The 21,534-nt window shown below is 50.2% G+C and carries 16 protein-coding genes; 7 read left to right on the top strand and 9 right to left on the bottom strand.

The genetic code is table 11. The annotated features are described in order from the left end of the window. Window positions 1-72: 72 nt before the first annotated feature. Window positions 73-1,185, bottom strand: coding sequence for an NADH:flavin oxidoreductase/NADH oxidase (locus H8K38_RS13520; protein ID WP_186885365.1), 1,113 nt, complete (start codon window positions 1,183-1,185; stop codon window positions 73-75). A gap of 503 nt (window positions 1,186-1,688) precedes the next feature. Between H8K38_RS13520 and H8K38_RS13515 the strand changes: the two genes are divergently transcribed. Next, window positions 1,689-2,327 (top strand): NAD(P)H-dependent oxidoreductase, encoded by a 639-nt coding sequence (locus H8K38_RS13515; RefSeq protein ID WP_186885364.1) that lies wholly within the window; start codon window positions 1,689-1,691, stop codon window positions 2,325-2,327. 172 nt (window positions 2,328-2,499) lie between these two features. Here H8K38_RS13515 and H8K38_RS13510 read toward each other — a convergent pair whose 3' ends face one another. Then, entirely contained in the window at window positions 2,500-3,087 is a 588-nt protein-coding gene (locus H8K38_RS13510) for a hypothetical protein (RefSeq protein WP_186885363.1), read from the bottom strand. A gap of 320 nt (window positions 3,088-3,407) precedes the next feature. Between H8K38_RS13510 and H8K38_RS13505 the strand changes: the two genes are divergently transcribed. Then, entirely contained in the window at window positions 3,408-4,265 is an 858-nt protein-coding gene (locus H8K38_RS13505) for a zinc-dependent peptidase (protein ID WP_255422976.1), read from the top strand. A 93-nt stretch (window positions 4,266-4,358) separates the two neighbouring features. Here the strand turns inward: H8K38_RS13505 and H8K38_RS13500 are convergent, their stop codons facing one another. The 7 genes from H8K38_RS13500 to dapC form a co-directional block, all read right to left on the bottom strand. After that, complete coding sequence (locus H8K38_RS13500) at window positions 4,359-6,347, bottom strand: ATP-binding cassette domain-containing protein (RefSeq protein ID WP_186885362.1); 1,989 nt, start codon at window positions 6,345-6,347, stop codon at window positions 4,359-4,361. 233 nt (window positions 6,348-6,580) lie between these two features. After that, window positions 6,581-7,501, bottom strand: a complete 921-nt coding sequence (prmB, locus tag H8K38_RS13495) for a 50S ribosomal protein L3 N(5)-glutamine methyltransferase (RefSeq protein WP_255422975.1) — start codon at window positions 7,499-7,501, stop codon at window positions 6,581-6,583. A 78-nt stretch (window positions 7,502-7,579) separates the two neighbouring features. Further along, window positions 7,580-8,707: a succinyl-diaminopimelate desuccinylase gene (dapE, locus tag H8K38_RS13490; RefSeq protein ID WP_186885361.1), complete on the bottom strand. Its 1,128-nt coding sequence runs from the start codon at window positions 8,705-8,707 to the stop codon at window positions 7,580-7,582. Between the two features lie 2 nt (window positions 8,708-8,709). Further along, window positions 8,710-9,096, bottom strand: coding sequence for an ArsC family reductase (locus H8K38_RS13485; RefSeq protein WP_186885360.1), 387 nt, complete (start codon window positions 9,094-9,096; stop codon window positions 8,710-8,712). Between the two features lie 14 nt (window positions 9,097-9,110). After that, on the bottom strand, window positions 9,111-10,253 hold the full coding sequence (locus H8K38_RS13480) for a PilT/PilU family type 4a pilus ATPase (RefSeq protein ID WP_223826872.1): 1,143 nt from the start codon (window positions 10,251-10,253) through the stop codon (window positions 9,111-9,113). 113 nt (window positions 10,254-10,366) lie between these two features. Beyond that, window positions 10,367-11,194 (bottom strand): 2,3,4,5-tetrahydropyridine-2,6-dicarboxylate N-succinyltransferase, encoded by an 828-nt coding sequence (gene dapD, locus H8K38_RS13475; RefSeq protein ID WP_186885359.1) that lies wholly within the window; start codon window positions 11,192-11,194, stop codon window positions 10,367-10,369. Window positions 11,195-11,275: 81 nt separating this feature from the next. After that, a complete protein-coding gene (gene dapC / locus H8K38_RS13470) occupies window positions 11,276-12,502 on the bottom strand; it encodes a succinyldiaminopimelate transaminase (protein ID WP_186885358.1) in 1,227 nt (408 codons plus the stop codon). 394 nt (window positions 12,503-12,896) lie between these two features. Here dapC and smc point away from each other — a divergent pair, with 394 nt between their 5' ends. The 5 genes from smc (at window position 12,897) to def (ending at window position 21,438) form a co-directional block, all read left to right on the top strand. Beyond that, window positions 12,897-16,421 carry a chromosome segregation protein SMC gene (gene smc / locus H8K38_RS13465; protein WP_186885357.1) on the top strand — a complete coding sequence of 1,175 codons (3,525 nt, stop codon included), beginning with the start codon at window positions 12,897-12,899 and terminating at the stop codon, window positions 16,419-16,421. Continuing rightward, window positions 16,418-17,512: a cell division protein ZipA C-terminal FtsZ-binding domain-containing protein gene (locus tag H8K38_RS13460; RefSeq protein WP_186885356.1), complete on the top strand. Its 1,095-nt coding sequence runs from the start codon at window positions 16,418-16,420 to the stop codon at window positions 17,510-17,512. Before smc ends, H8K38_RS13460 begins: the two co-directional genes overlap by 4 nt. Window positions 17,513-17,529: 17 nt before the next feature. After that, the gene (gene ligA, locus H8K38_RS13455) at window positions 17,530-19,908 is read left to right on the top strand and encodes an NAD-dependent DNA ligase LigA (RefSeq protein ID WP_186885355.1); all 2,379 of its coding nucleotides are present in this window, start codon (window positions 17,530-17,532) and stop codon (window positions 19,906-19,908) included. A 1-nt stretch (window position 19,909) separates the two neighbouring features. Further along, on the top strand, window positions 19,910-20,785 hold the full coding sequence (galU, locus tag H8K38_RS13450) for a UTP--glucose-1-phosphate uridylyltransferase GalU (RefSeq protein ID WP_186885354.1): 876 nt from the start codon (window positions 19,910-19,912) through the stop codon (window positions 20,783-20,785). Window positions 20,786-20,904: 119 nt separating this feature from the next. After that, the gene (gene def, locus H8K38_RS13445; protein ID WP_186885353.1) at window positions 20,905-21,438 is read left to right on the top strand and encodes a peptide deformylase; all 534 of its coding nucleotides are present in this window, start codon (window positions 20,905-20,907) and stop codon (window positions 21,436-21,438) included. Window positions 21,439-21,534: the final 96 nt, after the last annotated feature.

Raw genomic sequence — 21,534 nt, 5'->3', positions numbered from 1 at the left:
GCGGTTTTATCTTGGATCTGAAAAAAAGGACTGCCATGTGAAGGGCAGTCCTTTTTTAATTACTTCCGTTGTTCAGCGACCGCCCATACGGGTTTCACCAAACAAGGTTTTATATTCGCGTGGTTGTGAGCGCCAGTATTGCGGTGGGACATCGACGCTTGCCCCCAGCTTTGCCGCTGCATGCCACGGCCAGTGCGGGTCATACAGAATGCCACGGGCAATACCTATCATGTCCGCTTGCCCTTGATTCAGAATGCTTTCTGCATGCTCGGCTTCGGTAATCAGCCCAACAGCAATCACTGGCATCGTAGTCACTTTCTTGATTGCTTCGGCGAAATGCACCTGATAACCGGGTTCCAGTGGAATCTGTTGTAAAGGTGAGAGGCCGCCGCTGGATACGTGTATAAATGCACAGCCACGTTGCTCTAACTCTTTGGTGAAGACGCTGCTTTGCGCGACATCCCAGCCGCCGTCAACCCAGTCGCTGGCCGAAATACGTATGCCCAGCGTATAACCATCTGGCAGCGCCGCTTTGACCGCATCAAATATCTCTAATGGAAAACGCAGCCGGTTTTCCAGACTGCCGCCATATTGGTCTGTACGCTGGTTCGATAACGGTGATAAAAACTGGTGCATCAGATAACCGTGCGCGGCATGTAATTCAATCGCGTCAATTCCCAGTCGATGCGCACGTTTTGCCGCATCAACAAAAGCCTGTTTGACGCGTTCCAATCCGGCTGCATCCAGCGCAAGCGGCGCGGTTTCTTTGGCGTTGTGTGGAATCGCAGATGCTGACACGGTTTGCCAGCCACCATCCGCTTCGGCAATCAACTGGCCACCATCCCACGGACGTTGACTGGATGCTTTTCTACCTGCATGCGCGAGCTGTATCGCGATCGGCATAGCGGAATACTGGCGTACCGACTGCAAAACTTTACCCAGCGCAGCTTCCGTTGCATCTGACCAGAGACCGACATCGTATGGCGAAATGCGACCTGCAGGCTCAACTGCAGTTGCTTCGATAATCAACATGCCCGCACCAGAAGTGGCAAGACTGCCAAGATGCATCAGATGCCAGTCGCCGACTGCACCATCCACGGCGGAATACTGGCACATAGGGGCAATGATGATGCGGTTTTTAAGAGTGAGGTTGCCGAGTTTGAACGGAGAAAAGAGGGTGCTCATTTTTTAGATCCCAGGCAAAAAAGAAAAACAAATGGATGTGTAAAAAGGAATTCAAGGCCAAGACAACGGTAGCCCGAACTGTAAACCATCAGTAGCCATTATGCCGAAAGATCAATGAAACTGCTGGCAGCAGCTTTTTTTGTAGTTGGTATCCCGCCGAATCTTATTTGTGCTGAGCAATGACACAGAGTCAGAAGTGCCTTACAACGTACTGAAAATACTCCCGGGGAGTATTTTTATAGCGCCTTATTTATCAAGGAGGTTATGGGGTAAAAAGCCATATACTCCCCAAAAAATGTGTTTTCTATAGAAAATATCGGCGCTATCGCTGACGATGCTCTCGTTCAGATTTTTGCAATGGGACGAAAAAAGCCCTCTTGTGAAACAAATGGCGCAACCTGATATAGTAGTCCTAATCAGAACGAATATTCCGTTGCAACGGGTTACTACGTGCGATGGAAAATCAGATCTGATCAAGATCAATCTCTTATCGAAAGCCAGTAATGTCCGATTTAATTCAAAAATTGAAATGGCGCTATGCGACCAAAAAAATGAACCCAGCCAAGGCGGTACCACAAGAAAAAGTGGATCGTATTCTTGAAGCGATCCGCCTGACCGCAACTTCCAGTGGTTTGCAACCATACGAAGTGCTGGTGGTGACGAATGCTGAAATTCGTGAAAAAATCAAAGCCATCGGCTGGAATCAGGCACAGATCACTGAAGGCTCGCATCTGCTGGTGTTTGCCGCATGGGATAACTACACAGCCGAACGCATCAACATGATGTTTGATCTGACCAACGACGAGCGCGGATTCAAAAACGAAGGATGGGAAAACTATCGCAACATGTTGTTGTCGACTTACCCAGCGCGTGATGCAGAAACGAACTACCAGCACGCTGCGCGTCAGGCTTACATTGGCCTCGGTACTGCGCTGGTTGCGGCAGCCGAAGAACAAGTCGACAGCACACCGATGGAAGGTTTTGACCCAGCCGCACTGGACGAAATCCTCAGTCTGCGCGCCAAAGGCTTGCGCAGCGTCGTGATCCTGCCATTGGGCTATCGCGAAGAAGACAAAGACTGGTTAGTCAATCTGAAAAAAGTCCGTCGTCCGACTGCTAAATTTGTCACCGAAGTCAAATAATCCATTTTGACGGCGCATCTGCATTGCTGCAAAAAGCAATGTGGATGAAATGAAAAAGCTGCGGTTTTCATCGCAGCTTTTTTTTATGTGTCACAGTTCCTGTAATGGAACATCAACCCCGGGGATGCACACTGTGTGCGGCATGCAAACAGATAACAGACTTTGGGTGAATTTAATTTCCCTGCAGATTTGTGATAATTTTAAACGGCCGGTATTCGCCAATTTTAGGATCAAAAACGTCTTTAGTTTCGAACGAAATTTTCACAGTTTTGCCAATCAGGGTTTTGTATGAAGCTGCCAGATCCAGATTACTGTTCACCTGCGTCAGCCAGATATATTTACTGACTTTTCCAGATGCTTCCTGCAAAGAAAATACGACAAAGTTATCCGCATCGACCTTATTAATTTTTCCGCTGATAGAGCCGCGTGCCTCTATCGCATCAGATGTTAACTTTATCAATGTCGAGGGACATACGGACGCCATTCGTGCACCGACAAGCTCGCCCGTTTTTTGCCCATCTTTCATGGGATTATTCATATCGACCTGATGATCTTTCAGTATTTTCAGTTTGTCGTCCGGAGTGGCTGATTGCAATATGCAAAATCCTACCTGCATCGTTATCGACTGCTTATTGATATTTTCCGGAAGTTTTTCTACACATTCGCAAGAGCGCTTTGCCATTGCATCGAGATAATCCTGCGCGTTGACATTGTGTACGGTGGCAAAGGATAACAAAGCGGATAAGAGAAATTTCATCATAAAAATAAGTGTCCAGAAGTGGGAAAATGACAGTAAAAATAGCGTGGTAATGTGAATTTTACAATGCGATTTGTATGTCCAGATAAATATTTGCTGAGCGTGTCGTCTGGCCTCGCTGTCACGTGTTGATCTATCCGCCCAAGTTACGTCGATACCGACGCCATGTTTTTCTGCTGCCAATACCCCTGTTCTCAGACAAAGCAAATACAGCACTTGACTTCGTTCCACTCATGCCCATTTTGTATGAGGTATGCAATCAGCATACAAGCATATTCCGCAGGGCTGGGCTGACACGTATTTGCGGCCAGAGATGACGTTGAATGAAATGGAGCGCAAATATGGGGTGGTTGTTATTCATTACGGTGGCATTGATCCTGAGCGTATTCGTTGTGCCGCGCGCCCGGCTGCGCTATGTGTTGTCGCAGGCATTTCCTTTGAATTATTCAAAAATTCTGCGAAAAAATCTGCCTGCGTATAAACACATGCCAACGGATTTGCAGATGCAATTAAAGCGCCGCATCCGCCAGTTTTTATATCAGAAAACCTTTGTCGGTTGTGATGGTCTGGTCATCACCGATGAGATCAGGGTCACGATTGCTGGCAAAGCCTGTCTGTTGTTGCTGAATCGTACCTCGGACGTGTATCCGCAACTGACGCATGTGCTGGTGTATCCGTCCGCATTTGTCGCGCCGCGCAAAGAGATGCATAGCGGCGGGGTGGTCACGCATACGAATCAAGGCCTCAGTGGAGAATCCTGGAGCGATGGCCGCGTGATTCTGGCCTGGGATCAGGCGGCGCATAATGCTGAGACGGAAGCGCGTGGACAAGATGTGGTGTTGCACGAATTCGCGCATCAGCTCGATAGCGAAACCGGCAGTACAAATGGCGCACCTGCGCTGCCGAATGCGGCGGCCTATCAGGCGTGGTCGCAAGTGATGGCGGCAGAGTTTGCCCAGTTACAGCAAGCGATACAGTCGCATCATCCGCATAGTCATCTACACCATCAGCAGCCTTATCCTGATGTGATAGATCCTTATGGCGCGACGAATCCGGCAGAATTTTTTGCCGTCACCACCGAAGCATTTTTCAAGAAGAGTACAGCGCTGGCCTTGCATCATCCGGCCTTATTTGCGCAATTGAAAAGCTACTACTGCGTTGATCCGCGTGAGTGGGCTTGAGTGGGTTTTAGTGACTATGCGTGATTGGATGCAGATGTAAAAAAGGGACGCGATGTGCGTCCCTTTTGACATGCTAAGCCATCACCATCAGCCTTAAACAGCAGCTTCCAGAAACTCTTGCTGCTCCAGCCAGTCGGCTTCGATCTGGGATAATTCTTTCACCAGATAAGCCTGATCCAGCAGCAAAGTTTTCAGTTTTTCCTTGTTGGCATCGCTGTAGATGTCGCTGTCTTCGAGCTGCACATCGATGTCTTTCTTTTTGCTATTGAGCTTGGCCATCTCGTCTTCCAGGCGTTTGATACGTGCCTCGATAGGCTTGCGGACATTCGCCAGACGCTGACGTTCCTCGGCATCACGTTTGCGCTGTTCCTTATCATCAACCTTGGCAACCGGAATCGATTTGGCGAGCGGCAGGCTGGCTTCTTTCTTTTCTTTTTGCGGTAATGCTGCAGGCGTGGCGGCTTTTTCCAGTTTGTTTTTAAACAGCCAGTCTTTGTAATCGTCCAGATCGCCATCGAAGGGCTGCAATTTACCATCGGCGACGATGATGAATTCGTCAGTCGTTGCGCGCAGCAAATGCCGGTCATGCGACACCACGACCAGCGTGCCTTCAAACTGCGCCAGCGCATCGGTCAGGGCTTCGCGTGTTTCCAGATCCAGATGGTTGGTCGGTTCATCGAGCAGCAGCAGGTTAGGGCGTTGCCAGACGATCATCGCTAGCGCTAGTCTGGCTTTTTCGCCGCCGGAAAATGGTTTGATCGGGCTGGTGACCATGGTGCCGGGGAAGTTGAAACCACCGAGGAAATTACGTAATTCCTGCTCACGTACATCCGGTGCAATATGGGCCAGATGCCATAAAGGGGATTCGTCGTGGCGCAGCATTTCAACCTGGTGCTGGGCGAAATAGCCGATCGACAGACCTTTGCCGGTTTGCATGGTGCCATGCAGTGGTGGAATATCGCCGACGATGGTTTTAATCAGCGTTGATTTACCGGCGCCATTCACCCCGAGCAAACCGATACGCTGACCGATTTGCAGAGAAAATTTCACATCGCTGACGATGCATTTTTCTGTGAAGCTGTGATCGGTTGCCGATTCGATGCGATAGCCGCAATCGACATCTTCCATCACCAGCATAGGATTCGGTGCGCTGAGTGGTTCGCGGAATTCAAATGAAAATTCAGCGGCAGCCCGCAGCGGTGCCAATTCTTCCATCTTAGCCAGCGCTTTGATCCGGCTTTGCGCCTGTTTCGCCTTGGAGGCTTTGGCGGCAAAACGGCTGATGAAGGATTCCAGATGGGCGCGTTTGCGGTTTTGCTTTTCTATCGTGCCCGCTGCCAGAATCAGCTGTGCCGCACGTTGGCGTTCGAACGCCGAGTAGTTACCGGAATAGCGTTTGAGTTTGCGTTCATCGATATGCACGATGACATTCGCCACACCATCCAGAAAATCGCGGTCATGTGAAATGATGATCAGCGTGCCGGCATAGCGTTTCAGCCAGTCTTCAAGCCAGATGATGGCATCCAGATCCAGATGGTTGGTCGGTTCATCGAGCAGCAGCAAATCAGATTTACACATCAGCGCCTGCGCCAGATTGAGCCGCATACGCCAGCCACCGGAAAAACTGGCGACGGATTCTTCGAGTTGCTCGAGTTTGAAGCCAAGGCCGATCAGTAATTGTTCGGCGCGTGAACGCACAGTGTAGGCGTCGGCATCCGCCAGCGAGCCGTACAGATTACCAATGGCGATGCCATTGTCGTGGCTTTCAGGCTGGGCTTCGAGTTCGGCTAATTCGGCTTCGAGTTTGCGCAAAGTGACATCGCCATCAATGGCGTAATCAATCGCACTGCGTTCGAGTGGCGGGGTTTCTTGCGCGACGTGGGCGAGTTGCCATTTGGCCGGGAATTCTATGCTGCCCTGATCCGGATGCAGCTCGCCGCGCAACATCGCAAACAAACTGGATTTGCCCGCGCCATTGGAACCGATCAGGCCGATTTTGTCGCCGGGATTGAGCGTGACATCGACGCTATCGAATAAAGGCTTGGTGCCACGGGCGAGAACGACTTGCTGCAAACGTATCATATAAACTTAAAATAAGGGGAGTATGTTGCTTTTTGCTGTAATTGTCAGCGTAAATAAAGGGCTTTTAAATATACTCCGGGGAGTATATTTTGGGTGAAAACTGGGCAAATGACGCTTTGCCCAGTTCTCTTAACCATTGTTATTACCGCTACTACTCGTATTGCGTGGTTGCAATTTGTTGTTTTTTTTTTGCGATTACCGCCGGAATACTGATCTGGCGGCGAGCATCTGCATCAGGCGGTGAACTTTGCCAGATCGTGCGCTTCCACCAGAAACACCATATCGTCACCGGCACTGGTGGATAACCAGGTCAGATTCAGATCGGCGAAAGCAGCTTCGGCAAACGCGCGTTCATTGCCGATTTCTACCATCAGCAAACCATTTTTCGTCAAGCGCTGCGCCGCACCAGCAACAATTTTACGTACCAGATCCATACCATCATCGCCACCTGCGAGCGCGATTTGTGGCTCATGCCGGTATTCCTGCGGCAGTTTATCCATAGAGCCGGAATTCACATACGGTGGATTCGTAATGATCAGATCGTATTTTTTATCCGGCACATTGGTGTACAGATCGGATACGATCAGCGTGACGCGATCCTGTAATTCATATTTGCTGACATTACGTTCGGCCACCGCCAGTGCATCGGCTGAAATATCAATCGCATCGACATGCGCGTTCTGGAACATGTCCGCCATCATGATAGAGAGGCAGCCGGAACCCGTACAGAGTTCGAGTATGTTGCTGATATTGTCGGGATCGCTGACCCACGGAGAAAAATGATCGGGGATTAATTCAGCAATGAAGGAACGCGGCACAATCACGCGCTCGTCGACGTAGAAATTATACGTGCCCAGCCATGCTTCATTGGTCAGATACGATGCTGGCACGCGATCAGTGGCGCGGCGTTCTATCACGCGCAGGGCTGCGTCGATTTCTGAGGTCAATAAATTGGCGTCTAAAAACGGCTCAATTTTATCCAGTGGCAGATGCAGCGTATGCAGCAACAGATAGGCGGCTTCGTCCAGCGCATTGCTGCTGCCATGACCAAAAAACAGTTGTTCTTTGGTGAAGCGGCTGACTGCGTAACGCAATAAATCGCGCAGGGTTTTAAAAGTAGAGGCGGGTGTCGTCATAGGATTCTTTCTTGCCATGGCATCGCCTGAATGGTGTCGTTGTTGTGACGGATTCAGGCGGATGCACGGTGATTTTTCTGCTGAAATTACTGAAATTTATTTCAGCAGATTTTCTAAAGTACGGCGGTAAATATTTTTTAAAGGGTCGATGTAGCGTAATTCTACGTGTTCATCGATTTTATGAATGCTGGCATTCGGCGGCCCGAACTCTACCACTTGCGGGCAAATTTTGGCAATGAAACGGCCGTCGGAGGTGCCGCCGGTCGTCGATAATTCGGTCTCTACGCCGGTTTCGGCGCGAATCGCATCCGCCAGCGCGTCACTCAGATTGCCTTTCGGCGTCAGGAAAGGATGGCCGCCAATAGTCCATTTCAGATCATAACTGAGGCCGTGTTTATCGAGAATCGCATGCACCCGTTGCTGCAGGCTTTCTGCGGTGCTGGCGGTGCAGAATCGGAAATTGAAATCGATGACAGCGTCACCCGGGATCACATTCGATGCGCCAGTGCCAGAATGCATATTCGACATTTGCCACGATGTGGGCAGGTAGTATTCATTGCCTTCATCCCAGACTTCCGCCACCAGTTCTGCCATTGCCGGTGCGAACAGATGAATAGGGTTTTTGGCTAATTGCGGATAGGCGATGTGACCCTGCACGCCTTTGATTGTCAGTTTTCCCGACATGGTGCCGCGTCTGCCATTTTTGATGGTATCACCCAGCACATCGACCGAGGTTGGTTCGCCGACGATGCAGTAATCCAGTTGTTCACCACGGGCTTTGAGCTGCTCACAGACGACGACAGTGCCGTCGGTGGCCGGGCCTTCTTCATCGCTGGTGATCAGAAAACCTATCGAACCCTGATGATCAGGATGGGCGGCGATGAATTCTTCGGTCGCCACCACAAAGGCGGCAATCGAGGTTTTCATATCGGCTGCGCCACGTCCATACAATTTCCCATCCCGATGGGTCGGCGTGAATGGTGCCGATTGCCATTGCGCCACCGGGCCGGTCGGCACAACGTCGGTATGGCCAGCGAAGACGACCAAAGGCTGAGTATTGCCGCGACGTGCCCAGAGGTTGGTGACGTCGCCGGATTGTATGGTTTCGCAATGAAAACCCAGCGGTTCTAACAGGGAAATCAGCGTGCGCTGGCAACCTTTATCTTCGGGCGTGACTGAATCCAGTGCGATCAGTTGTTCGGTAAGGGCGAGGGTTTTACTCATCATTATTTTTTAAAAATATCTTCAAACTGTGCGGTGGAAAAACCAACCGATACATGTTGTATCTGCTGCCCCTGACTGATTTGCAGTACCGGGCGTTTGATCAGCGACGGCTGGTTCAGCATCAAAGCAATGGCTGCTTCCTGATGGCTGGCAGCGGCTTTTTGTTCATCACTCAGCGCACGCCAGGTTGTACCTTTGCGGTTGATCAGCACGTCCAGACTCAGATGCTGCAACCACTGTTCGATCGTGCGTTGATCCAGACCTTGTTTTTTAAAGTCATGGAAAACAAAATCAATTGCCTGTTCCTGTAGCCAGACGCGGGATTTTTTCACGGTGTCGCAATTCGGAATGCCAAAGACAGTGACGGAGTGAGTGCGGCTTTGTGTCATATTACTTTTTAGCGTTATGCGTTCAGGGTAAATTCAGTGAAAGATGCTTCTTCTCTTTCTTCTGGCTCTGGCTCGGGTTGCGGCTGAGGCGTGCCTGAGGCTTCATTATTCAACAGCCACAACAAGTTATTGGCGGAGTCTGCATTTGCCAATCCTTCTTCTTTGCTGATCAGACCTTGTTTAATCAGTTTCATTAATGCCAGCTCAAACGTTTGCGAACCTGGCGACAAGCTCTTTTCTATCGCTTCTTTAATCTGGAAAATATCGCCTTTTTCGATCAGCTCGGAAACATAACGGGTATTCAGCATGATTTCGATTGCGGGACAGCGACCGCCATCGGTCGAACGAATCAGGCGTTGAGAAATAATCGCCCGGATAGAGGATGCCAGATCAAGCAATAAGGCTGAGCGGTTTTCCATAGGGAAGAAACTGATGATACGGTTCAGCGCCTGATAACTATTGTTTGCATGCAAGGTCGCCAATACCAGATGGCCGGACTGCGCATAGGCAATCGCCGACATCATGGTATTCAGATCGCGAATCTCACCAATCAAAATACAATCCGGTGCCTGACGTAAGGAATTTCTTAATGCCGTTTCAAGGCTGTCGGAATCGGTGCCGACTTCGCGTTGATTGACGATCGATTTTTTACTGTGAAACAGGTATTCAATCGGATCTTCGATGGTCAGGATGTGGCCTGTTTTGACTTCATTGCGGTAATCCAGCATCGAGGCAATGGTGGTCGATTTACCTGAGCCAGTCGCACCGACAACCAGGATCAGGCCGCGTTTTTCCATGATCAATTCGGGTAATACAGGCGGCAAATTCAATGTGTTCAGCGCCGGAATATTTCCCGGCACAAAACGGAATACAGCTGAAAAAGAACCACGTTGGCGAAACGCGGAAAGACGGAAACGACCGATACCTGGTGCACCGATACCGATGTTAAGCTCATTTTCACGTTCGAGTGTGGCGAGGTGTTCGGCGGAAACAACTTCTGCCAACAAAGACAGAATATTTGCCTGATCCATTTTTTGCTGATTAATCGGCAACAGGTTGCCATTAATCTTCAAATGCACAGGTGAATTGATGGCAAAAAACATGTCTGAAGCATGTTTTTCTTTCATCAGCTGAAATAAACGTTCCATTGCCGCCATGATGATTCCTTTTCTGAGAGTAAATTAGCCGGACCACCATCGTGACCCGGCTAATTTCTTCTTTCAATAAATGGTAAGACCCAAACCTGTTTATTAATCAGTCCGTCAACGAATTAAGCGCCGCGCAATAATTCATTGATGCTGGTTTTGGAGCGTGTTTGTGCATCAACGCGTTTAACGATCACCGCGCAATACAGACTGTATTTGCCATCCGCCGACGGCAGGCTGCCGGAAACAACAACAGAACCGGAAGGAATGCGGCCATAGCTGACCTCGCCAGTGGCGCGATCGTAAATCTTGGTTGACTGGCCGATATACACACCCATGGAGATCACGGAGTTTTCTTCGACGATCACGCCTTCGACGATTTCAGAGCGTGCACCGATGAAGCAGTTGTCTTCGATAATAGTAGGATTTGCCTGCATAGGCTCCAATACGCCGCCAATACCGACACCGCCGGATAAATGTACGTTCTTACCGATCTGTGCGCAGGAACCAACAGTAGCCCAGGTATCAACCATCGCACCTTCATCCACATACGCACCGATATTCACATACGAAGGCATCAGCACCACGTTTTTAGCAATGAAACTGCCACGGCGGGCAACTGCTGGCGGTACGACGCGGAAGCCGCCTTTAGCGAAATCTTCGGCTGTGTAATTCGCAAACTTGGTCGGTACTTTATCGAAGAACTGCATGTGATCGCCGGATGGCATGCAGATATTGTCTTCCAGTCGGAACGACAGTAATACCGCTTTTTTTACCCATTGATTGACATGCCATTGACCATCGATTTTTTGCGCAACGCGCAGGCTGCCGGCATCCAGTTCGCTCAGTACGTGCGCAACAGCTTCGCGGATTTCTGCAGGCGCAGATTTCGGTGAAAAGTCAGCGCGGTTTTCCCATGCCTGATCGATGATTTGCTGTAATTGTTGTGTCATGGTGATCTTCTTTTAAAGAAATGAATGAATGTAAAAGTATTTTTAAATGTGCCTGAATTTGTGTGTCTGCTGTATTCAGTATTATTCGTTACTCAGTTCTTTGCAAAACGCGACGATGCGCTGCGCTGCTTCAAGGCATTCGCCGACTTCAGCAACCAGCGCCATGCGTATGCGGTTTTGTCCCGGATTGATGCCATGCGCTTCGCGGGCGAGATAACTGCCGGGTAAGACCGTCACATTATATTGTTGGTATAAGCGTCGTGCGAATTCGGTGTCGCTGATACCTTTCAGGTGATCAACTTTGGCCCATAAATAAAAGGCGGCATCGGGTAATTGCACATCTAGAACCTCTTGCAACAGAGGTGTGATCTGGGCAAACTTTTTGACGTACTTGGCGCGGTTTTCTTCCACATGGGTTTCATCATTCCATGCTTCCACCGATGCGGCTTGTATCATCGGGCTCATTGCACTGCCGTGATAGGTGCGATACAGCAGGAATTTTTTAATAATTTCCGCATCGCCAGCAACAAAGCCGGAGCGCATACCAGGTACGTTAGAGCGTTTCGATAAACTCGACAGAGTGATCAGTCGTTGGTAATCAGGGCGTCCCAATAGCTGCGCCGCCTGCAAGCTACCTAAAGGTGCTTCGTCCTTGAAGTAAATCTCGGAATAACATTCGTCAGCCGCAATCACAAAACCATAGCGATCTGATAGCTCAAATAATTCTTTCCAGTCGTCCAGATTCAGCACGGCACCCGTAGGATTACCCGGCGAACAGATAAACAATAACTGCACACGTTTCCAGATGTCTTCCGGAATGCTTTTGTAATCCGGGGCAAAATTGCGTTGCGGATCCGCATTCGCAAAATACGGCTCCGCGCCGGATAAATAGGCTGCACCTTCATAAATCTGATAAAAAGGATTCGGACACAATACCAGTGGCAGCCCGTCCTGACATTCTTCAGTATTGATGATCGTTTGCGTCAGCGAAAACAAGGCTTCACGTGATCCGTTCACCGGCAAAATCTGCGTTGCCGGATTGAGCGCCGGAATCGCGTAGCGGCGCGCCGCCCATTCTGAAATCGACTTACGCAACGCATCAGAACCAGTCGTTGCCGGATAACTTGCCAGCCCGGCCATATTGGCAATCAGTGCCTGTTTAATGAATTCAGGCGTAGGGTGTTTCGGTTCACCTATACCAAGGCTGATGGGCGTGTAAGTGGGATTGGGTGTGACATCAGCAAACAGGCGTTTGAGTTTCTCAAAAGGATACGGTTGTAACTTGGCGAGGTGAGGATGAAAGTGCATTTTTAGATTCGTTATCAATACGGAAAAGTCTCAGGTCGCTGCCTTGGTGAAGTAATATTTTGAGGCAATATTTGCTTTCACCGGGTTTATTGCGCAATATCATGACCAGCATACGTTTGCCTGATACTGAATTGACAGAATTTCGTATTATAGCCTTTGCCAGATTCTTCAGAGGCAGGCTTTGAGGATATTTCATCACGCTAATTTGTAAAAATTCTCACAAAATAAAGTTAAAGTTAGCGATTTCTTAAACTTCAGGCATGAAAATTCCGCAGATCAAATGGTATGATGCTGGGCTGATAGTCAGGTACTGGCAAGGCTTGGTGGTGGTGCCTTGTAAGGTGTCTGAGAGCAGTGACGGGTTTGTCTGCAAACGATAATAATATTTCATTAAGTGCGATTAACTTCTATTAAATTGTCGGGATTCAAATCTTTCGTTGAACCCACTCATTTTCAGGTGCCAGGTCAGTTGGTCGGTGTTGTCGGGCCAAACGGCTGCGGCAAATCGAACATCATCGACGCGGTGCGCTGGGTGCTGGGCGAATCAAAAGCATCAGAGTTGCGCGGTGAATCCATGCAGGACGTTATTTTTAACGGTTCCACCCACAGAAAGCCTGCTGGTCGTGCCTCAGTCGAATTGGTGTTTGATAACAGTCTGGGCAAAGCAGCGGGGCAATGGAGTCAGTATGGTGAAATCGCCGTTAAGCGCACACTGACCCGGGACGGTACTTCCACTTATTACATCAATGGTCAGCCGGTTCGCCGCCGCGATATTCAGGATATTTTCCTCGGTACCGGCCTGGGGCCGCGCGCCTACGCGATCATCGGTCAGGGTATGATTTCGCGGATCATCGAAGCGCGCCCGGAAGAATTACGTATTTTCCTCGAAGAAGCCGCCGGGGTTTCACGCTACAAAGAGCGTCGCCGCGAAACCGAAAACCGCATTCACGATACGCATGAAAATCTGGTGCGCGTCGAAGACATTTTGCGTGAGCTGAACAATAATCTGGAAAAACTGGAAGCGCAGGCAGTGATTGCGAATAAGTTTCACGAGCTGCAATCGGATCAGGAAGAAAAACAGAAATTATTATGGTTGCTGCGCAAGAATGAAGCCGCCAATGAACAAAAGAAATATTTTGCTGAAATAGAAAAAACTCAGCTCGATCTGGAAGAACAAACAGCTAAGTTGCGTCACGTAGAGCTAGAACTCGAGCAAATGCGTCAGGCGCATTATGCGGTCGGCGATCACATGCATCAGGCGCAGGGGCATCTGTATCAGACGAATGCTGAAATCGGCAGCCTTGAGGCGCAGATCAAGTTCGTGATTGAATCGCGTAGTCGTCTGCAATCGCAGCTGCATTCACTGACTGCCCAGCGTGATCAGTGGCAACGTCAGAGTCATCAACTGCAAGACGAGCTTTCAGAAGCCGAAATTCAGGTCGAAGAACTGGCGATGCGCGCAGAGCAGGCATCGGAAACAGCGCAATCCCAACAAGATACTTTGCCTGCGATGGAGCAGGTGTGGCGTGAATCGCAACTGAAAACGACCGAATCCCGTGCCCGGATTATGCAGATGCAGCAGCAGATTGAACTCGAATCCGCGCATCAGCGTAATGCTTCGAATATTCTGAATACGCTGGCGTCGCGTAAAGAGCGCCTGATGCAGGAAAAACAGGGGCTGGCGATGCCAGACTCCAGTCATCTGGATAATTTGTCTTTCCAGCTGGAAGAAAAAAAACAAATGCTGGAAGAGTTGAGTATGCAACTCGAAGAAGCACAGGAACGTTTGCCTGTGCTGGAAGACGAACGCAAACAGGCGCAGCAGCAGGTGAATCAGGATGCCGCTGAATTAGCGCAACTTGAAGCACGCCTGCTGGCATTAAAGCAGTTGCAGGAAAAAGTGCAGACACAAGGGAAAGTTCAGCCCTGGCTGGAAAAACACGAACTTGGACGCTTGCCTAAGCTATGGCAAAAGCTGCATATTGAAGCCGGCTGGGAAACGGCGCTGGAATCTGTCTTGCGTGAGCGTACCGCCTCGCTGGAGATGTCCAATCTTGATTGGGCAAAAGCATTTTTTAATGATGCGCCGCCAGCAAAACTGGCAGTGTACAGTCCGCAGATCTTGGCGGATCAGCCGTTGGCGGCTCCTGGTTTAAAACCTTTCATCGGCTTGTTGCAGTTGAACGATGCCGGTATCCGCAGTCTGATGCAGGACTGGCTACATCAGGTTTACGTCGCTGAAGACGTCGCGTCTGCCTTTATTGATCGTGTGAAGTTGCCGCCGGGCGCGTCCTTTATTACTAAGCAAGGCCATGTGATTTCCCGCTCCAGCGTGCGTTTTTATGCCTCGGATTCCGAGCAGGACGGCGTGCTCGGGCGTCAGCAGGAAATCGACAATATCAGTAAGCAATGCCGCGCCAGACAATTGCTCGCAGATGAAGCGAAAGCGCGCTCGGTTCGCGCTGAATCTGTGTATAGCCAGGCGACGCAGCAGTTGCAGGAATTACGTCAGCGCGTTGGCACACTGACGCAAACGACGCATAGTCTGCAGATTGAATACATGAAACTGGCTGAAGTGCAGGAGCGCTTTAATCAGCGCAGCACACAGATCAGCACTGATCTGGCCGAAATCGCCGCGCAGGAAAGCGAGCAACAACAGGCCAGAGCCGAGTCTGAGCAGAAGTTTGAAATGCTCGATATGGAGCTGGCCGAGTTGCAGGAGTCGCATGAAGAAGGGCAGACGGCGTATCTGGAAAAAGAACAGCAGTTGAATCAGGCGCGCCAGCGTTTGCGTGATCTAGAACTGGCGGCGCAGGAAGCTGCTTTCGCTGAAAAATCGCACCGCAGTAAAATGGAAGAAATGCGTCGCAATATTGCGACAGCGCTGGAGCAATCTGCACAATTATTTGCCAGCATGCAGCAAGGTCAGCTGGAGCTGGAATCGATGGATGACCAGACTGCGCAGGCGGGTTTGCAGGATTTGCTGGATCGTCGCAGCGATCAGGAGCGTGCACTGGCGGATGCTCGGCATGAGCTGGATCAGCTGACGCAGCAATTACGCCAGTATGAAGACAATAAAGCGCAGACAGAACGCGGCTTGCAGCCACAGCGCGACCGCATCGTCGAATTGCAGTTGAAAGAGCAGGCAGCGCGCCTCGCGCAAGAACAATACGACGAACAATTGCGCAATTTTGAAGTCGATGAAGCCGCATTGTCAGAGAAACTGCATGCAGATCTGAAACCTTCTTATTTGCAAGGTGAGGTGACGCGTCTGAATAATGCGATTGCCGCATTGGGCGCAGTGAATATGGCGGCACTGGATGAGCTGGTGCAGGCGAAAGAGCGCAAAACATTCCTCGATGCACAGCACGCCGATCTGACCGAGGCAATTACCACTTTGCAAGATGCAATCCAAAAGATTGATATTGAAACGCGTGAATTGCTGCAAGATACCTTTGATAAGGTCAATCATCACTTTGCTGAGCTGTTCCCGATTTTATTCGGTGGTGGTCAGGCGAAACTGATCATGACCGGCGACGAAATTCTGGATTCCGGTGTACAGGTGATGGCGCAGCCGCCGGGTAAAAAGAATGCGACGATACATCTGCTGTCTGGCGGCGAAAAAGCGTTGACCGCGACCGCGCTGGTATTTTCTATGTTCCAGCTCAATCCGGCACCATTCTGCCTGCTGGATGAGGTGGATGCGCCTTTAGATGATTCAAACACTGAGCGTTTCTGTAATATGGTGAAACGCATGTCGTCCAATACCCAGTTTTTATTTATCTCCCACAATAAGATTGCAATGGAAATGGCACAGCAACTGATTGGTGTCACCATGCAGGAACAGGGGGTTTCCCGAATTGTGGCGGTGGATATGGAGTCCGCCGTCAATTTTGCTACTGAGGCTCAAGCAGCATGACAGATCTACAATTAAGTTTATTAGCTATCAGCGGTACTTTGGTCGTTGGTGTGGTCGCCTTTAATAAATGGCAGGAATACAAAGCCAAGAAAACCGTCGAAAATGCGTTCGATGACGGGCAGGATGACGTACTGCTCAATCCTGATCTGCCTGCAGACGTCACGCAAAGACATGAACCTGTTTTTGCTGATGAAAACATCCCTGTTACTCGCCCGGCAGAACCGGTATTGACAGACAGTGTTGAGTCGGAACTAGCTGCAGAAGTCAATGAGGATGCGAAAACAGTTTCTGTCGAAAAAGAATTGCCGGTTGATGAACTGATAGATTGCGTGATTCCGCTTGAATTTGACACGCCTGTCCGTGGCGAAAAAATTCTGGCAGAAATTGCAGACCTTAAGTATGTCGGTAAAAAGCCAGTGCATTTCATTGGTCAGACCCATAGCGGCGAGCGCGACGTAATCGCCATCGGCGGTGCGTACACTACCTTGTTCGCAGGCATACAGATGGTCAGTCGTAGCGGCGCGTTGAATGAACTGGAGTATTCAGAGTTCGTCATGAAATTACGTGCGATTGCCGATAACCTGAATGCCCACCCTGATATTCCAGACATGAATTCCGTGATTTCTCATGCGCGTGAATTACACCAGTTCGTGGCTGAACATGATGCGCAATTGAGTGTCAATGTGGCTGCCACCGGCGCTGCTTGGGCACTCAATACGCTGATCGCTGCTTTGGAAAAAATGGGATTTGATCAGCGTCCGGACGGGCGCCTGATGATGCCGGACGGTGATGGCGGCAGCTTGTTTACCTTGTCCACCAATGTCGGCGTCAGCGAAGCCTTAACATCGCGCCTGACCTTGTTGCTGGATGTGCCTTGCGTTGCGCCGTCCCGCGATGGTTTCGGTGCGATGGCAGCGTGCGCCCGTTCATTGGCGACCCGCCTTGGTGGCACGGTCGTGGATGATGGGAATCAGCCGATTTCAAAAGCAGCCCTGGATGAAATCGCTGGACAGGTCAATGAATTCTATGCAGCGATGGCAGAGGCGCAGATTCCTGCCGGTTCAGTACGCGCGCAACGTTTATTCAGTTAAGCTGGCAGTTCTGTTTCATGCAAAATGATTTATTTGGAGCGCCAACTGAACCATCCTTCGCGACGGTGGCTGAGCGATCTGCTTACTTGCGTCGTGAAATTGAGCGCCACAGTCATGCCTATTATGTGCAGGATCAGCCGACTATTCCTGATAGCGAATACGATAAATTATTCGCTGAACTACAAAAAATTGAAACGGATTTCCCTGACTTAAGAACAGCCGACTCGCCGACCTTGCGTGTCGGTGGTCATGCCTTACCGGAATTCGGCCAGGTGCAGCACGCAGTCCCTATGCTGTCGCTGAACAATGGCTTTGAAGATGAAGACGTGCTTGGGTTTGATAAGCGCGTTCGCGAAGGATTAAACGTCAGTACTGAGATTGAGTATGCGATTGATCTGAAGTTTGATGGTCTAGCCATTAATCTGCGCTATGTTGATGGCGTTTTCACGCAGGCTGCAACGCGTGGCGATGGTTTTACCGGCGAAGATGTGACGGAAAATATCCGCACCATACGCAGCATACCGCTACGGCTGAATACGCCGCACCCGCCAGCATTGCTGGACGTGCGTGGTGAAGTTCTGATGTTTAAACGCGACTTCGAAAAATTGAATCAGCGCCAGCGTGATGCAGGGGCTAAAGAATTTGCCAATCCACGTAATGCGGCCGCTGGCAGTTTGCGGCAACTTGATTCCAAAATCACTGCGCAGCGTAATTTACGTTTTTTTGCTTATGGCATTGGTGCGCTTGACGGGGTTGAGTTACCCGCGTCGCATCGCGCGCTGCTGGCGTGGTACCACGATCTTGGCATTCCTGTCTGTGATGACAATGCGTTGGTGAGCGGTGCCTCTGGTTTGCTCGATTTTTATCGTGAGATACAACAGAAGCGTCCTGCGCTGGCTTATGAAATTGACGGCGTCGTTTATAAAGTGAACGATTTTGCCCAGCAGACGGAATTGGGCTTCGTGTCACGTGCCCCGCGCTTTGCGCTGGCGCATAAGTTTCCAGCTGAAGAAGCAATGACCGTGGTGCAGGGAATTGATATTCAGGTCGGTCGTACTGGCGCCTTGACGCCAGTCGCAAGGCTGGCACCGGTATTTGTCGGCGGTGTCACAATCACCAACGCCACCTTACACAATGAAGATGAGGTCAGGCGCAAGGATGTGCGGAGCGGTGACACTGTGATCGTACGACGTGCCGGCGACGTGATTCCGGAAGTGGTTGCTGTCGTGTTGGAGCGTCGTCCTGAGCCTGCGCCGGCCGCATTTGAAATGACCAAATCTTGTCCCGTATGCGGTTCCCATGTGGTCAGGGAAGAGGGGGAAGCAATCGCGCGCTGCTCCGGCGGTTTGTTTTGTTCGGCGCAACGTAAAGAGGCTATTCGTCACTTCGCTGGTCGCAGGATGATGGATGTTGAAGGTCTGGGTGAGCGTTATATCGAGAATCTGGTTGAACTCGGCTATGTGCATGGCATTGCCGATTTGTACCAGCTGACGCTGGATAATCTGCTGGAAATGAAACAACGGGCAGATGAACGCGACGGCATCACGCCTGAAACTGTTCAGCAAGGAAAAATCGCCACTAAATGGGCGGAAAACTTACTTACCGCAATTGCGGCCAGCAAGCAGCCGTCTTTAGATCGCTTATTGTTTGCACTTGGCATCCGGCATGTCGGCGAATCGACAGCGAAAACGCTGGCTGACTGGTTGGGGCAACTTGCTTTGATACGCCACGCTCCGGCAGCGTTATTACGTGTCTTACCGGATATCGGCGCAACCGTCGCTGATGCAATCGCTGATTTTTTTGCAGAACCTAAAAATCAGCAGGCGCTGGACGCTCTTTTGCAGGCGGATGTTGTACCAAAAGACGAACATGCTCCCAGTGCAAAATTACGTGAGCGCCTCGAATTTGCAGTGTTGCTGGCAGCGTTGGATATCCCGAAACTGACGGCAACCCGATGTAAACAATTGCAAGATCGCGGCATGTCGATGAAGAATCTGGCAGCATTGGGGGATGACGGTTTTACTGATCTTGGTTTGCCGTCGGATGTGCATGCGGCGCTGATGCAATGGCTGGCACTTCCCGAGAACCGGCAGCGCTTGCAAAAACTGGAAAAAATAGCGCAGGAATTGTTGCTGCAGTTGCCGCAGGCTGCAGAAGATGAGGGCGTATTTTCCGGAAAAACATTTGTCCTCACTGGAACCTTACCGACATTAACGCGCGATCAGGCGACCGCCATGATTGAAGCGGCAGGTGGCAAGGTGGCAGGATCAGTGTCGAAAAAGACCAGTTATGTTGTGGCTGGTGAAGAGGCAGGCAGTAAGTTAGTGAAGGCAAGAGAATTAGATGTCGCTGTTTTGACAGAAGCAGATTTACTTCAATTATGTTCCAGGAGCTGAAATGAGAAAAATTAAAAAAGCCGTTTTTCCTGTTGCCGGTTTGGGCAGCCGTTTTTTACCGGCGACTAAAGCGCAACCAAAGGAAATGCTGCCTATCGTCGATAAGCCGCTGATCCAGTATGCGGTCGAAGAAGCAGTGGAAGCGGGAATTACAGAAATGGTGTTCATCACCGGCCGGAACAAGCGCGCGATTGAAGATCATTTTGATAAAGCCTACGAACTCGAGAGCGAGCTTGAGGCCGCAGGCAAAGAGGCTTTGCTTGATCTCGTACGCAATGTGATTCCGAAAAGCGTCAATTGTATTTATATCCGTCAACCTGCCGCGCTTGGACTTGGTCACGCGGTGCTGTGTGCCCGTCCTGTGATTGGTGATGATCCTTTTGCCGTTCTGCTGGCCGATGATCTGATGGATGCCGATGTGGGGCAGCCATCAGTCATGGCGCAGATGACGAAGCAATATGAGGCTGAAGGCGGCAGTATTATTGCGGTTCAGGATGTGCCGCGCGAATTCACCCGTCAGTACGGTATCGTCAGTGGTACGCCATACAAAGACAGACTAGAGCGTATGCAGGGAATTATTGAGAAACCAATGCCGGATGTCGCGCCTTCCACCCTGGCAGTGGTTGGACGCTATATTCTGTCAGGACGTATTTTCTCTTACCTCGAAAATCTGGGCAAAGGATCTGGCGGTGAGATTCAACTGACCGATGGTATTGCGGCGATGCTGAAAGATTACCCTGTCTATGCATTCCGCCCGGCAGCAACACGTTATGACTGCGGTTCTAAACTGGGTTACCTCAAAGCCAGCGTCGCACTGGGTTTGAAACATAAAGAAACCAGCGCAGAATTCAGTGAATTCTTAAAATCGATCAAGTAATCAGAGTTATGGCTGTGGCATGACCAGATCAGTACGATCTGGTCTTTTTTTTTGCGTCTTTTTTAAATTGATGTATCTTGGCTGTCGCGATAGCTATCAATCTGAAGTAAGGAAAAAATATGATCCATCCGATTTTGAAAATGGGCGATCCGCGTTTGTTGCGCGTCGCAGAGCCAGTCACTGAATTCGATACGCCGGAACTACATCAGTTGATCAGTGAAATATTTGAGACCATGGCTGCTGCCAATGGTGCAGGTTTGGCTGCGCCACAGATCGGTGTGAATCTGCAGTTGGTTATTTTTGGCTTTAAATCGAATCCGCGCTATCCCGATGCACCCGTTGTGCCGGAAACAGTCTTGCTCAATCCCGTGCTGACGCCACTCAGTGATGAAACCGATGAGGCCTGGGAAGGTTGCTTGTCGGTACCCGGAATGCGCGGGCTGGTGCCGCGTTGGTCGTCTTTGCGATATGAAGGTGTCGATCAGTTCGGCAAGCCTATCTGTCGTGACGTCGATGGTTTTCATGCGCGCGTCGTGCAGCATGAATGCGATCATCTGAACGGTATTTTGTATCCGATGCGCATCCGCGATATGACGCAATTCGGTTTTACTGAAGTATTATTTCCGGAACTGGACCCGGCAGACGACGACTAATCCTGTATCCGGCTTTGTAGGGGGGCTGAATATACTCCCCCGGAGTATTATTTACAGCCCTTATTATTCAAGGACATGAGGTGCAAAATGATAAAA

The organism is Undibacterium sp. FT79W (genome assembly GCF_014284215.1).
Classification (GTDB): Bacteria; Pseudomonadota; Gammaproteobacteria; order Burkholderiales; family Burkholderiaceae_D; genus Undibacterium; species Undibacterium aquatile.
Note: the sequence above shows the minus strand (reverse complement) of the source record. Positions and strands in the feature narration are given on the sequence as shown.

Excerpts from the sequence above, each read along its gene's own strand:
- H8K38_RS13520 (WP_186885365.1), bottom strand. The coding sequence starts at position 1,185 with ATGAGCACCCTCTTTTCTCCGTTCAAACTCGGCAACCTCACTCTTAAA.
- H8K38_RS13515 (WP_186885364.1), top strand. The coding sequence starts at position 1,689 with ATGTCCGATTTAATTCAAAAATTGAAATGGCGCTATGCGACCAAAAAA.
- H8K38_RS13510 (WP_186885363.1), bottom strand. The coding sequence starts at position 3,087 with ATGATGAAATTTCTCTTATCCGCTTTGTTATCCTTTGCCACCGTACAC.
- H8K38_RS13505 (WP_255422976.1), top strand. The coding sequence starts at position 3,408 with ATGAAATGGAGCGCAAATATGGGGTGGTTGTTATTCATTACGGTGGCA.
- H8K38_RS13500 (WP_186885362.1), bottom strand. The coding sequence starts at position 6,347 with ATGATACGTTTGCAGCAAGTCGTTCTCGCCCGTGGCACCAAGCCTTTA.
- prmB (WP_255422975.1), bottom strand. The coding sequence starts at position 7,501 with ATGGCAAGAAAGAATCCTATGACGACACCCGCCTCTACTTTTAAAACC.
- dapE (WP_186885361.1), bottom strand. The coding sequence starts at position 8,707 with ATGAGTAAAACCCTCGCCCTTACCGAACAACTGATCGCACTGGATTCA.
- H8K38_RS13485 (WP_186885360.1), bottom strand. The coding sequence starts at position 9,096 with ATGACACAAAGCCGCACTCACTCCGTCACTGTCTTTGGCATTCCGAAT.
- H8K38_RS13480 (WP_223826872.1), bottom strand. The coding sequence starts at position 10,253 with ATGGCGGCAATGGAACGTTTATTTCAGCTGATGAAAGAAAAACATGCT.
- dapD (WP_186885359.1), bottom strand. The coding sequence starts at position 11,194 with ATGACACAACAATTACAGCAAATCATCGATCAGGCATGGGAAAACCGC.
- dapC (WP_186885358.1), bottom strand. The coding sequence starts at position 12,502 with ATGCACTTTCATCCTCACCTCGCCAAGTTACAACCGTATCCTTTTGAG.
- H8K38_RS13460 (WP_186885356.1), top strand. The coding sequence starts at position 16,418 with ATGACAGATCTACAATTAAGTTTATTAGCTATCAGCGGTACTTTGGTC.
- ligA (WP_186885355.1), top strand. The coding sequence starts at position 17,530 with ATGCAAAATGATTTATTTGGAGCGCCAACTGAACCATCCTTCGCGACG.
- galU (WP_186885354.1), top strand. The coding sequence starts at position 19,910 with ATGAGAAAAATTAAAAAAGCCGTTTTTCCTGTTGCCGGTTTGGGCAGC.
- def (WP_186885353.1), top strand. The coding sequence starts at position 20,905 with ATGATCCATCCGATTTTGAAAATGGGCGATCCGCGTTTGTTGCGCGTC.